Genomic DNA, 12719 nt, shown 5'->3' on the forward strand with positions numbered 1-12719 from the left:
GATCCGATGACTCATACCGCGACACATGCCGGCACCCTCGAGCAGGGAGACGAGGGTCTGCGCGCCGTCGGCGACTGGACGCTGCCCCACCACTCACGGCTAAGGCGCGAGGTGGCGAAGGTGCGCGGCACCGAGACGCTGGATCTGACGCCGCTTGGCCGGCTCGACACCTCCGGCGCCGTGCTGTTGGTGGAGCTGCTCGGGGCCCAGCGGGTGCTCAGGGTGGGCGACTGGGCCCCGGCCCTGCCCGCCGAACAGCAGGCGCTGCTGGTGGCGGTCGCCGATGCCATGCGCGAGCCACTCGACATTGCCCCGCCCTCGGTCTTTCCGCCGCTGGCCGCCCTGGCCGACCTCGGCCAGCGGGTCGCCGGCTTGGGGCATCAGCAGTTTCAACTGATCGGCTTCATCGGCGTGACGCTGGCCAGCCTGGTAAGCGGGCTGCTGCGCCCCCGCCGCTGGCGTATCACCGCGCTGGTGGCCCAGCTGCAGCAGAGCGGGCTCAACGCCATTCCCATCGTGGCCCTGCTCACCTTCCTGGTCGGTGCCGTGGTGGCCTTTCTCGGCGCCACCGTGCTCCGGGACTTCGGCGCCACCATCTACACGGTCAACCTGGTGGCCTACTCCTTCCTGCGGGAGTTCGGCGTGCTGCTGGCGGCCATCCTGCTGGCGGGGCGAACCGCCAGCGCCTTTACCGCCCAGATCGGCGCCATGAAGGCCAACGAGGAGCTCGATGCCATCCGCACCCTGGGCCTGAGCCCGGTAGAGCTGCTGGTGCTGCCGCGGGTGCTGGCGATGATGATCAGCTTGCCGATCCTGACCCTGGTCGGCATGCTCAGCGGTATGCTGGGGGGCGCCCTGGTATGCAGCCTGGCGCTGGAGATCCCCCTTGCGCAGTTCCTGGCCATCCTGCAGCGCGACATCCCGCTCAACCACTTCCTGGTCGGCCTCGCCAAGGCGCCGCTGTTCGCCTTCCTGATCGCGGTGATCGGCTGCCTGGAAGGCTTCAAGGCCGCCGGCAGCGCCCAGTCGGTCGGGGAGCACACCACCTCCAGCGTGGTACAGTCGATCTTCATGGTCATCCTGCTCGATGCCCTGGCCGCGCTCTTCTTCATGGAGATGGGCTGGTGAGCGGCGCCGGCGAGACGGTCATTGAGGTGCGCGACCTGGTCAACCGCTTCGGCAGCCATTGCGTGCACGAGAACCTCGACCTGGACATTTACCGCGGCGAGATACTCGGCGTGGTCGGCGGCTCGGGAACCGGCAAGTCGGTCCTGCTGCGCAGCATCGTCGGGCTCAAGCGCCCCGATGCCGGCAGCATCCGGGTACTCGGCGAGGATCTGCAGCGCCTGCCTGCCGATGAGCGCTCACGACTCGAGCGCCGCTTCGGCGTGCTGTTCCAGCGCGGCGCCCTGTTTACCTCGCTCAACCTCCAGGAGAACGTTGCCCTGCCGCTGATCGAGCACAGCGGGCTCACGCGCGCCGATGCCGAGCATCTGGCCCGGGTCAAGCTGGCCCTGGTCGGTCTTCCCCCCCAGGCGGCCCGGCTCACCCCGGATGCCCTCTCCGGCGGGATGGTCAAACGAGCGGCCCTGGCGCGGGCCCTGGCCATGGACCCCGAGGTACTGTTCCTCGACGAACCGACGGCCGGGCTCGACCCCATTGGCGCCGGCGCCTTCGACCGCCTGCTGCTGACCCTGCGCGATGCTCTGGGACTGAGCGTCTTTCTTGTCACCCACGATCTCGATACGCTGTACAGTACCTGCGACAGGGTGGCAGTGCTGTCAGACCGGCGAGTACTGGTCGCCGAACGCCTCGCGGTGGTGGAAGCCACCGACAATGAGTGGATTCGCGACTACTTTCACGGTCCCAGGGGACGCGCAGCCAGCCAGGCCGCGCAGCGAAAGGAGTAACACCCATGGAAACCCGCGCCCACCATGTCATTATCGGCCTCTTTACCGTGCTGGCCGCTGCCGGCGGCGTACTGTTTGCCGTCTGGCTGGGGCAAGGCACCGCCGACCGGGATTTCGCCCACTTCGAGGTGTTCTTCGATCGCTCGGTCAGCGGGCTGAGCGTTGGCAACGCCGTGGAGTACAGCGGCGTGCGGGTCGGCGATGTCACCGACCTACGGCTCGACCCAACGGATCCGCGCAACGTGCTGGCCCGCATCCGGGTCCGCAGTGACGTGCCGGTCAAGCAGGACACCCGAGCGCGCCTGGCGCTGGCCAATATCACCGGGAGCATGTCCATTCAGCTCCACGGCGGCACGCCGGAAAGCCCGCCGCTGCTCGCCGTGGGAGAGCGGCCGCCGCGTATCGTGGCCGACCCCTCCCCGATCGGCGCGCTGCTCGAGGATAGCGAAGAGCTGATGGCCAGCGTCAACAGTGTGCTGGCCGGCCTGGAGGCGCTACTCTCGGAAGAGAACACCGCCAAGGTGACCCGCATCATCGCCAACCTGGAGCGCACCAGTGACCAGCTTGCGGCCCTGGGCGGCGGCTCCTCACAGCTGATGGAGCAGCTCGAAGCACTCATCGAGGAGGCAATCGGTGCGATCGGCGAGCTTGGCGCCGTGACGCGCCAGACCGGCACCCTGCTCGACAACCAGGGCGAACGCATCGTGCTCGGCGCCCGGGAGACCACTGAGAGCCTCGCCCGCACCGCCCGCGGGCTCGAGTCGCTGCTGGCCGATCATCAGGGTGCGCTGGAAAGCGGCCTGCAGGGAATCCAGGGGCTGGGGCCCGCCTCGGCGGAGCTGCGCCGCACCCTCGGGACCCTGAACCGGATCGTTCGCCGTCTCGAGGAAAGCCCCGCCGACTTCCTGATGGGCCGCGACGGCATCGAGGAGTTCTCACCATGAGACACCTGACCATCGCCTCGCTGCTGCTGGCAGTGTCGCTGCTCGGCGCCTGCACCCTGGTACCGACGCGCGAGCCATCAAGCCTCTACGCCCTGCCCGCCGAGCCGCTGGCCGAAGGCACCGCGGTCGGTACCGCCCCGGAGATGACCCTTCACCTGGCCACTCCGCAAGCCGGCCGCCTGCTCGACAGTGCGCGGATCGTGGTCCTGCCCGAGCCCCATCGCCCCAGCGTCTACCAGGGAGCGCGCTGGACGGATGACGCCCCGGTGCTGCTCCGCGACCGCCTACTGGATGGCTTTCGCGAGGATGGCCGTCTGTCACGCCTCACCCATGGGGAGTCGTCGCTACCCAGCGACCTGACCCTGGTCAGCGACCTGCGCGCTTTCCAGAGCGAATATATCAACGACCTTCCCGACGCGGTGGTAACGATCGACGTGCGGCTGGTCGATTCCCGCTCCCGGCGACTGCTGGCCAGCCAGCGCTTCTCCCAGCGCCAAGCCGCCGCAACGACCGAGATCGGGGATGTGGTCGCGGCGCTCGGTCTGGCCACGGACCGCCTGGTCCAGGAGCTGGTGGACTGGACCCTGGGCGAGGCGCACCGGCACCGTTAGCAGACCGCGCGACATCGATACTTCTTAAGAGGCTCAATGCCTATTGGCAATATCGACGGTTACCGGCTTAGCTCACAATTCGGTATCATGTTCGGTAAAGGCAAGGAATACCGATCATGGACACCTCCCCCCGACAAAACCTCGGCATCACGGCCTACCGCTGGCTGAAGCGCGACATCATCCGCGGCGTCTTCCCGCCGGGCGAGAAACTGCTGATGAGCGCGCTCAAGGAGCGATACGAGCTGGGCATCGGTCCGCTGCGCGAGGCGCTTTCGCAGCTAGTGGCCGAGCGTCTGGTGGTGGCCATCAGCCAGCGCGGCTATCGCGTTGCCCCCATGTCGCTGGCCGAGCTCGCCGACCTGTATGACGCCCGCGCCCAGCTAGAGGGGTTGATCCTGCGGCTCGCCATCGAGCGCGGCGACGATGCCTGGGAGGCGGAGATCCTGGCCAAGGCCCACACCCTGGCCAAGGTGATGGAGGTCAATACCCCGGACGAGCTCATGGAGGTCTGGGATACCCGTCACAAGGCGTTTCACACCGCCATCGCCAGCGGCTGCAATTCCCACAACCTGCTGCAGGTACGTGAAGGCCTGTTCGACCAGGTCGAACGCTACCGCCACCTGTGGCTGCGCGAGACCGTGCTCTCGGAAGCCGCGCTCGAGCGCAAGCGCCAGGAGCATGCCGCCCTGGTCGAGGTGATCCTCCAGCGCCAAGCCGAGCGCGCCGCCGAGATGATGCGCGACCACCTGATGACTCCGGTGCCCATCATTACCGAGGTCATGAAGCGCCAGGGGCTGGCCTAGGCGGTCTCCCCGGCAGCGGCTTCATTGGCCTGCGCCAGCCAATAGACACTGGCCACCATGGCCATCAGCGTCAGGATCGAAGGGAGCGGGCGCGGATAACCGCGGCAGTCATCGCAGTGTCACCATCGGCAGGCAGACTCGAAAGGTGACAAACTCAAACATGCGTTTTATCTTGATGGCATAGCCAGCGCGTCATGGGTCCGATCACAGGCTACCCGGGGACGCGCGCCAAGGAGATATCGACATGCCACACTTGCTGCGGTTTTCCCATGACATCGAAGCCCGTCTCGAGCGGCTCTGCCAGCAGACCGGCATGAGCAAGTCGGTGCTGATCGAACGCTGCGTCGCCACCGGCCTCGCCGACCTCGAGAGCCAGCTGCTCGTGGAAGGCGCCGAGAAACGCCCCGCTACGGGCGCTGCTCCGAGCCTCGATCAGGTGCTTCGAGAAAGCGGCCTGGGTGCATAAGCCGGTCACGGCGGATGGTATGCACTGACCGATGGGGTTGCGACACTTGCCAGGAAGCGCCGGTGCTCGGCTAGGCAGCCTTCCCGTGAGGCAGCCACCAGCTGGACCTCCTGGCCCGGCAGGCACTGGGCCAGACGCGACGCGGCCAAGGGTGTCAGCGCCCCCAGGCGCGGGTAGCCGCCGATGGTCTGACGGTCATTGAGCAGCGCGATGGGCTGGCCGTCCGGCGGCACCTGCACGGCCCCAAGGCCGATTCCCTCCGAGATCAGTGATTCGATGCGGCACCGCAGCCGGGGCCCGGTCAGCCGCACCCCCATCCGGTCAGCGCGATCATCCACCCGCCAGGCGGCGTTGAAAGCCTGGAACAAACTTTGTCCGGTGAATTCGCCGACCTGGGCGCCGGGCAGCAGCGAGAGCCTCGCGGGAGCCCGGTAGTCGAAACGCGCTTCCTGAGGGGCCTCGCTGATCGAGGCACCAGCGAACGACGCCTCCCCCACGCTCAGGCGGTCTCCCTCGGCCAGCTTGCTGCCCTGCCCATCAAACCCACCCAGTCCCTCACGCACCACGCAGGCCACGCTGCCAAGCACCGGCTCGGCGACGAAGCCGCCAGCCACCGCCAGGTAGGCGCGAAGCCCGTTGCGGGGTGCGGTAAAGCGCAACCGCTGCCCTTCCTTGCAGGTGACTCGCTGCCACAGCGGCAACTCGGCACCGTCCAGGGTGGCGCCGAGGTCAGCACCCGCCACCGCGATGGTCAGCTCCCGCTCGGCCACCAGGGTCAGGCCGCCGAAGGTGACCTCCAGTGCGGGCGCTCCCCAAGGGTTACCAGCCAGGTGATTGGCCCAGGCCCAACCATAGAGATCGGCCGGCCCGCCCTGGGTAACCCCCAGGCGACGCACGCCGAATCGCCCAGCATCCTGTAGCAGCGCCAGGGGACCCGCCTGTTCGACGCAGAAACCGATAACGGTATACTTCTTCATCGCCCTGCCTCCATCGGGGTGGTATCGCCTCCCTGTGCCTCGAAGGCCTCTCGCCTCACCGGCACGAAACGCACCCGGTCACCAACGGCCAGCAGGCTGAAACCTTCCCGGTCGCGGTCGAAGAGCCGCACCGAGGTGCGACCCAGCAGGTTCCAGCCGCCCGGGGTCACCGCCGGATAGGCAGCGGTCTGTCGCCCGGCGATGGCCACGCTGTTGACGGGCACCCGCTGGCGGGGAGTATCGAGCCGCGGCACCTCCAGACGCTCATCCAGCAGCCCCATGAAGGCGAAGCCGGGGGCGAAGCCGAGCGCAAAGACGCGATAGGCGGTGTCAGCGTGGCAGGCGATCACCTCCTCCACGCTCATGCCCGCGTATCTTGCAACCCGCTCAAGGTCCGGCCCCACGCTTGGGTCGTACCAGGTGGGCAGCTCAAGGATATCTCCAGCGTCGGACTGTTCATCCGGCACCAGGTCGCCCAGCAGCCCCTGCAGGCAACGATAGGCCTCTTCGGGGGAGAGCCTGAGCGGATCGAAGACCACCAGCAGGGTGGTGTAGGAGGGCACCAGGTCCACCAAGGCCTCGCCGAAGGCCGCCTCGCAGCGCCGCGTCAGAGCAATGATCCAGCCCAGATTGGTCTCGTCGATTCGCTCGAAGAGCCTCACCATCCAGCCGTCCAGGCCGGCGGACTCGATGCGCGGCAGGGCCATGGCAGCGGTACGACTCATGAGACCGTCCCGAGATCGCGCAGGGCCTGGCGAATCGCCTTCACCGCAGCAATGGACTCGGGGTTGTCGCCATGTACGCAGAGGGTATCGGCAGCCAGAACCAGTTGACTGCCATCCTTGGCGGTCAGCGGATGCCCCCGGGCGATGCGCGTCGCCTGACCGACGATGAGCTCGGCATCGTGATGGACCGCTCCTACCTCCCGGCGTGACACCAGCCGACCCTCGCCGTCATAGGCGCGGTCGGCGAAGGCTTCGAACCACAGGGTGACACCGTGTTCAGCCGCCAGCTTTCTGACCGCCGAAGTGTCGCGGGTCGCCATGCTCATCAATGGCAGCGCGGGATCGAAAGCCAGGATCGCCCGCATCACCGCGGTCATGATCACAGGATCCCGGGCCATGTCGTTGTAGAGCGCCCCGTGGGGTTTCACATAGCTGAGCGCATGGCCTTCGGCCCGGCACATACCGTAAAGCGCCCCCAGCTGATAGAGCACCAGGTTCTCGATCTCCTCGGGCGAACAGGCCATGGAACGACGCCCAAAGCCGACCAGGTCCGGATAGGCCGGATGGGCGCCGATCCGAACACCGTGCTGCTTCGCCAGGCGAACCGTGCGGCGCATCACGTCGGGATCAGAGGCGTGGAAGCCGCAGGCGACATTGGCCAGGTCCACGTGGGGCATCACCTCATGGTCGAGCCCCATCACCCAGGGGCCGTAGCTTTCCCCCATATCGGCATTGAGCAGCAGCGTCATCATGGCTCTCCCTGGTTTGCTGTGAAAACGTCGTGAATTTATCAACGTTTTTACTTCAAAACATCACCCATTAGTCTACATAGCGTTGACTAATTGCTACCTAAATCCCTAACCTTCCTCTCGAACGGCCGCTATGCTGACAGGGACGCCAGGCGGGCCATTGGGCCCTGCAGACGGCTTCAACTCGACTCGACAACAACTTCCATCAGCCGAGGATTCACCATGACAACCGGTTTCTCTCGCCTCCCCCACCTCACTCTGGCTGCAGCGCTCGGCGCCGGCCTGGCCACCCTGAGCACCGGCACCCAGGCCGCCACTAGCTGGGACATGCCGACGCCCTATGGCGACCGCACCTTCCACACCGTAAACATTCGTGAGTTTGCCGACGACGTCCGCGAGCGCACCGATGGCGAGCTGGACATCACCGTCCACTCCAATAACTCCCTGATTGGCCACGCCGAGATCAAGAACTCCGTGCGCCGCGGCATCGTGCCCATCGGCGAGCTGATCATGTCGCGGCTGGCCAACGAGAACGCCATCTACGAGGTCGATTCGGTGCCGTACCTGGCCGCCAGCTATGAAGAGGCCTGGGCGCTCTGGGAGGCGTCTCGCGAGATCATCGCCGAGGAGCTGGCCAAGCAGCAGCTGCGCATTCTGTTCGCCGTGCCCTGGCCGCCCCAGGGCATCTACACTAACCAGCTCGTCGAGGAGCCGGGCGACCTGCGCAACCTGAGCATGCGGGCCTACAACACCGCCAGCGAGCGTCTCGCTCAGCTGACCGGCGCCGTACCGACCCAGGTCGAGGTTTCCGACATTCCCACCGCCTTCAGCACGGGCCGCGTCGAGGCGATGGTGACCTCTCCCGCCACCGGTGCCGATACCAAGGCCTGGGACTACCTGAGCCACTTCAATCACGCTCAGCTCTGGCTGCCCAAGAACATGGTCATCGTCAGCGAGCGCGCCTTCTCCCAGCTCGATGAGGCGACCCAGCAGTCGGTGCTCGAGGCCGCCGAGGCCGCCGAGAAGCGCGGCTGGACGATGAGCCGCCAGGAGACCGACGACGCCATCGCCGTGCTGGAGGAGAACGGTATTCACGTCAGCATGCCCTCTCCCGCCCTTGAAGAACTGCTGCGCGATGTCGGCGCCACCATGACCCAGGAGTGGTCGGAGCGCGCCGGCGACCAGGGCGCGGAAATCCTCGAGGCCTATGAGGCCATCCGGGAGTAATCCTTCCCGAGCGCCTCGGCCCCTCCCGAGGCGCTACTCGACCACCACGGGACCCCTCAAATGCGCTACCGACTCCGCCCTCTCTATACGCTCGGCGGCTATCTGGCTGCCGCCTGCTTGACCTTCATCTGCGCCTTGATCACCGCCCAGATCATCGGGCGCATGATCGACCGTGCCGCCGTTGCAATCGGCGGCGACCGTATCGGCCTGGCGATTCCAGGCCTCTCCGAAATCTCCGGCTTCCTGCTGGTCGGCGCCAGCTTCCTTGGGCTTGCCTACACCTTCGTGCACGGCGGCCATATTCGCGTCACCCTGCTGATCGGCCGGCTCGCCCCGGCGCCCCGCGCCTGGATCGAGATCTTCTGTCTCAGCATAGCCCTCGCGCTTTGCCTCTACCTGGCAAGAAACCTCTACTGGCTGCTGGATGACAGCATCACCTTCGGCGAAACCTCCTATGGCCTCCTGCGCATTCCGCTCTGGATCCCGCAGACCGCCATGCTGACCGGGGTCGTCCTATTCTGCCTGGCGCTTATCGAAACCTGGCTGTACACCCTGCGCATTGCGGTGACTCGCCCCGGCACCTTCACCATCGACGACAGCGGCCACGAGTGAGCCCCGGAGACCCCCTATGCTCCTGATGATGATCATTCTCTTCGCGGTCCTGCTGATGCTGCTCGGCAGCGGCGTCTGGGTCGCCTTCTCCCTGCTCGGACTTGGCTGGCTCGGGCTCTCACAGTTCACCTCGATACCCACCGGTGACGTCATGGCCTCCAATATTTGGGGCTCCAGCTACAGCTGGGAGCTCACGGCCCTACCGATGTTCATCTGGATGGGAGAAATCCTGTTCCGCTCCAGGCTCGCTGACGACATGTTCACCGGACTGTCGCCCTGGATGCAGCGCATTCCCGGTCGCCTACTGCACACCAATGTGGTGGGCTGCGGCCTCTTCGCCGCGGTTTCCGGCTCCTCGGCGGCGACCTGCGCCACCATGGGCAAGATGACCATCCCCGAGCTGACCCGTCGCGGCTATGACGAGCGGCTGGTGATCGGGACCCTGGCCGGCTCCGCCACTCTTGGACTGCTGATTCCTCCCTCCATCATCCTCATCGTCTTTGCCGTGGCCACCGACCAGTCCATTGCACGGCTGTTCATGGCCGGCGTCTTCCCGGGGCTGATGCTGATCTCACTGTTTGCGCTCTATCTGATGGTCTGGGCGTGGCGCTATCCGGACCGGGTGCCCAGCGCCGAAGAGCGCCTGCCCTTCACCGAAAAGCTGCGCCGCGCCCGCCGGCTGCTGCCCATGCTGGCGCTGATCGTGGGCGTGATCGGATCGATCTATACCGGCCTGGCCTCCCCCACTGAAGCGGCCGCCGTCGGCGTCGTTCTGTCGCTGATACTCGCCAAGGTGCAGGGCAGCATGAACATGGCGGTATTTCGCGATGCGGTCCTGGGCGCCGTGCGCACCTCGACCATGATCGCCTTCATCCTGGCCGGCGCCGCCTTCTTGACCGCCGCCATGGGCTTCACCGGCCTGCCCCGGGAGCTGGCCGCCTGGATCGGCACCATGGAGCTCTCCCCCTGGATGCTGCTTGCCGCCCTGACGGTCTTCTTCATCATCCTGGGCTGCTTCCTGGACGGCATCTCGGTGGTGGTCCTAACCACCTCCATCATGCTGCCCATGGTGGAAGCGGCGGGTATCGACCTGATATGGTTCGGCATCTACCTGGTGATCGTGGTGGAGATGTCGCAGATCACGCCCCCGGTCGGCTTCAATCTCTTCGTCCTTCAGGGGATGACGGGGAAGGACCTCCTCAGCATCGCCTGGGCGGCCATGCCCTTCTTCTTCCTGATGATGGTGGGCGTGGTGCTGATCTCGATCTTCCCGGAAATCGTCACCTACCTGCCAGAAGCCATGAGTCGACGCTGATGACCGACACACCCGATCGGGACAGGGGCCGCTCACGCGGCCCCATCGTCTCGTCCGAACACCTCTCCCACCGTGCCATGGAACAGTCCGAGTTCGAATTTGGACTGATCATCGCCTCCAATGCCTTCAACCGCTGGATGGTGCGCTGCATGACAGCGACCGGATATCCCGAGCTCAGCTCGCTCGATGTGCTGGTCGTGCACAGCGTCAACCACCGCAAGCGCGCCAAACGGCTCGCCGATATCTGTCTGGTGCTGAACGTCGAAGACTCTCACACGGTGACCTATGCGCTGAAGAAGCTCGCCAAACTAGAGCTCGTAGCCAGTGAGAAGCACGGCAAGGAGACCTTCTTTCGCACCACCGACAAGGGCCGTGAGGTCTGCCAGCGCTATGCCGAGATTCGCGAAGACTGCCTGGTGGAGTCGCTTTCGTCGCTGGGGATCGAGGGTGAAGAGATGAGCCGATTAGCCGGCATGCTGCGCGCCATGTCGGGGCTCTACGACCAGGCCGCCAGAGCCGCCGCCTCGCTGTGAGTCAGCCTCCCTCCCGCCTGGCATCGGCCAGCACCGCCCGAGGGTCACGCGGATAGTAGCGCTCCGGCTGTCGCTCCGTATGGGCGAAGAAGCGGGTATCCTTGTAGGGCATCTTCATGAACCCGGAAACCCCCAGGCCCTCGATCAGCCCCACGGCGGCCAGGATGTCGTCGAGCCGCCGGCGAAACTCCGCTTCCCGCGACGGGTCGAGCAGCCGATAGTAGCTGTGAATCTTGAGGTGCTGGGGGAGTGCCTCGAAGATGATCATCCCGGTATGGTGGATCTCGTTGAGCGCCTCCAGCGAGGCGATGATCGCCTCGGGCAGTACCAGGAACTCCTCCGGGTCCGGCCCATCCTCGAAGTAGCTGTGCAGGCGTGAGCGGTCCTCGAGCTCGGGCACGGCGCTGACCTCGTAGCGCAGCCGCATGTCCGGCGCCAGCACGAAGGGCTGGGTGGGATCGTCGCGGTCCAGGTGCAGGGTATCGCGGGCATTGAACAGGCAGCTCTTGAAGATCCCCTGGCGGTAGATGGCGCGCGCCAGGTTGACCATGTTGTTCACCGCCGCCACGAAGGCCGGCTTGAGCGTCGGGTCGTGCAGGCTGAGCGAGGTATCGATATACACCCCCTCGGCTTCCCAGCGAACCGCCAGCCCACCCACCACCGGATATTTCCCCAAGCGGCTGACCGCCGCCAGGAAGGCCTTTTCGGTTTCGCCCATGCCCTGCATGAAGTTCTTGTAATAGCGGTCGAGCTGGACGTCGTTGACGTCGTTGAGGGTCTCCTCGCCCCCCTCCTCGCGCAGGAACGCCTTGCGCGAGCTGTACACCACGGTGTCGATCTCACGGTTCGAGGGTCGCACCCAGGCGGGCACCAGCGGCGTTTCCGCCGGTTCGGGAAGGTCGATCATCACCAGCCGCGCCAGCCTGGGCATTTCACTGATGAAGTGGTCCCCCGCCCGCCAGCGGATGCGCGGATCGGGGTCGAGCATGCCGTCGAGCATGCGGGCGAACTCCATGGGCAGGCCCAGCGAAGTGGCCGGAATCGCCCGGTGGCCAAAGCGGCATGACTGCGCCGAGGCCAGGGCATAGAGGGTGCCGGCGGCGCCCTGCTCGTCGAAACGCGGCGACGACAAGGCACCGTTCAACTGCTCCTCGCCGATGAAGTAGACATCACCCAGGCGCGCATTGGTCTGCTGCAGGTTGTCCGACATCAGCTCCATGACGTTGGACGCCACGAACTGCCGGTTGGCGTCCAACTGGGCGAACACCGACGACCCCCAGTCGATCAGGGCGATGGCTTCGCTGGCGGCATCGAACACCAGGTTGGAGGGCTTGATGTCGCCATGCACGATGGGCTTGCCCGCCGGCCCCGACTCCTTGCGCAGGGTGCGCAGGATATCGGCGAGCTGATCGGCAATATGCACCACCAGACGCGGCGACAGGCGCCCCTCGCGCAGCGACACCTCCTCCAGGTTGAGCCCGGGAGCGCGCTCCATGACCAGGATCGACTGATTGCGCACCCGCTGGAAGACGATCAGCCTCGGCACTCGCGGATGGTCGACCTGCTCCAGCATGAAGGCCTCCTCCTCGAGGCGGTCCTGGAGATGCTGGGGCAGGTTGACCCGGGTGAACTTGAAGACGTATTCCGCCCCCAGCGCCGTGACCCCGGCGAAGACGAAGCCGTAGGCACCCTTGCCGATCAGCGCGATGTCGCGATAGCCCAGTTGCTCGAGCTGAGCCTGACAGAGCGCCACCCACTCCTTGAGCTTGCGGGCATCGTCGTGACTGAGCAGATAGATCGACTGCTCTTCGGGGATATAGAACTGCTGGAGAGGCGCCTGGGTCATA

At 66.0% G+C, this 12719-nt stretch carries 14 protein-coding genes; 10 read left to right on the forward strand and 4 right to left on the reverse strand.

Going from position 1 to position 12719, the window contains the following annotated elements; all coding sequences use genetic code 11:
• Positions 1-6: 6 nt before the first annotated feature.
• The 6 genes from HOP52_RS05235 (at position 7) to HOP52_RS05260 (ending at position 4734) form a co-directional block, all read left to right on the forward strand.
• Complete coding sequence (locus HOP52_RS05235) at positions 7-1128, forward strand: MlaE family ABC transporter permease (RefSeq protein ID WP_238976256.1); 1122 nt, start codon at positions 7-9, stop codon at positions 1126-1128.
• The gene (locus HOP52_RS05240; RefSeq protein ID WP_238976258.1) at positions 1125-1910 is read left to right on the forward strand and encodes an ABC transporter ATP-binding protein; all 786 of its coding nucleotides are present in this window, start codon (positions 1125-1127) and stop codon (positions 1908-1910) included. Before HOP52_RS05235 ends, HOP52_RS05240 begins: the two co-directional genes overlap by 4 nt.
• A gap of 5 nt (positions 1911-1915) precedes the next feature.
• Complete coding sequence (locus HOP52_RS05245) at positions 1916-2854, forward strand: MlaD family protein (RefSeq protein ID WP_238976260.1); 939 nt, start codon at positions 1916-1918, stop codon at positions 2852-2854.
• On the forward strand, positions 2851-3465 hold the full coding sequence (locus HOP52_RS05250) for an ABC-type transport auxiliary lipoprotein family protein (RefSeq protein WP_238976262.1): 615 nt from the start codon (positions 2851-2853) through the stop codon (positions 3463-3465). The genes HOP52_RS05245 and HOP52_RS05250 overlap by 4 nt, the downstream gene beginning before the upstream one ends.
• A 116-nt stretch (positions 3466-3581) precedes the next feature.
• Positions 3582-4268, forward strand: a complete 687-nt coding sequence (gene csiR, locus HOP52_RS05255; RefSeq protein ID WP_238976264.1) for a DNA-binding transcriptional regulator CsiR — start codon at positions 3582-3584, stop codon at positions 4266-4268.
• 244 nt (positions 4269-4512) lie between these two features.
• The gene (locus HOP52_RS05260; protein WP_238976265.1) at positions 4513-4734 is read left to right on the forward strand and encodes a hypothetical protein; all 222 of its coding nucleotides are present in this window, start codon (positions 4513-4515) and stop codon (positions 4732-4734) included.
• Positions 4735-4739: 5 nt separating this feature from the next.
• Here the strand turns inward: HOP52_RS05260 and HOP52_RS05265 are convergent, their stop codons facing one another.
• From HOP52_RS05265 to HOP52_RS05275, 3 genes are read right to left on the reverse strand one after another with little or no spacing between them, the layout of a single operon-like run.
• Positions 4740-5711 (reverse strand): 5-oxoprolinase subunit C family protein, encoded by a 972-nt coding sequence (locus HOP52_RS05265; protein ID WP_238976266.1) that lies wholly within the window; start codon positions 5709-5711, stop codon positions 4740-4742.
• The gene (pxpB, locus tag HOP52_RS05270) at positions 5708-6436 is read right to left on the reverse strand and encodes a 5-oxoprolinase subunit PxpB (protein WP_238976268.1); all 729 of its coding nucleotides are present in this window, start codon (positions 6434-6436) and stop codon (positions 5708-5710) included. Before pxpB ends, HOP52_RS05265 begins: the two co-directional genes overlap by 4 nt.
• Positions 6433-7188 (reverse strand): 5-oxoprolinase subunit PxpA, encoded by a 756-nt coding sequence (locus HOP52_RS05275; protein ID WP_238976270.1) that lies wholly within the window; start codon positions 7186-7188, stop codon positions 6433-6435. The genes pxpB and HOP52_RS05275 overlap by 4 nt, the downstream gene beginning before the upstream one ends.
• A gap of 219 nt (positions 7189-7407) precedes the next feature.
• Between HOP52_RS05275 and HOP52_RS05280 the strand changes: the two genes are divergently transcribed.
• From HOP52_RS05280 to HOP52_RS05295, 4 genes are read left to right on the forward strand one after another with little or no spacing between them, the layout of a single operon-like run.
• Positions 7408-8412 carry a TRAP transporter substrate-binding protein gene (locus HOP52_RS05280; protein WP_238976272.1) on the forward strand — a complete coding sequence of 335 codons (1005 nt, stop codon included), beginning with the start codon at positions 7408-7410 and terminating at the stop codon, positions 8410-8412.
• A gap of 60 nt (positions 8413-8472) precedes the next feature.
• On the forward strand, positions 8473-9024 hold the full coding sequence (locus HOP52_RS05285; protein WP_238976274.1) for a TRAP transporter small permease: 552 nt from the start codon (positions 8473-8475) through the stop codon (positions 9022-9024).
• 16 nt (positions 9025-9040) lie between these two features.
• Positions 9041-10339, forward strand: a complete 1299-nt coding sequence (locus HOP52_RS05290) for a TRAP transporter large permease (RefSeq protein WP_238976276.1) — start codon at positions 9041-9043, stop codon at positions 10337-10339.
• Positions 10339-10872 carry a winged helix DNA-binding protein gene (locus tag HOP52_RS05295; protein WP_238976277.1) on the forward strand — a complete coding sequence of 178 codons (534 nt, stop codon included), beginning with the start codon at positions 10339-10341 and terminating at the stop codon, positions 10870-10872. The genes HOP52_RS05290 and HOP52_RS05295 overlap by 1 nt, the downstream gene beginning before the upstream one ends.
• Before the next feature lies 1 nt (position 10873).
• Here HOP52_RS05295 and HOP52_RS05300 read toward each other — a convergent pair whose 3' ends face one another.
• Entirely contained in the window at positions 10874-12718 is a 1845-nt protein-coding gene (locus tag HOP52_RS05300) for a protein kinase domain-containing protein (protein ID WP_238976278.1), read from the reverse strand.
• Between the last annotated feature and the right edge of the window lies 1 nt (position 12719).

The organism is Billgrantia campisalis (genome assembly GCF_022341425.1).
Taxonomy (GTDB): Bacteria; Pseudomonadota; Gammaproteobacteria; order Pseudomonadales; family Halomonadaceae; genus Halomonas; species Halomonas campisalis.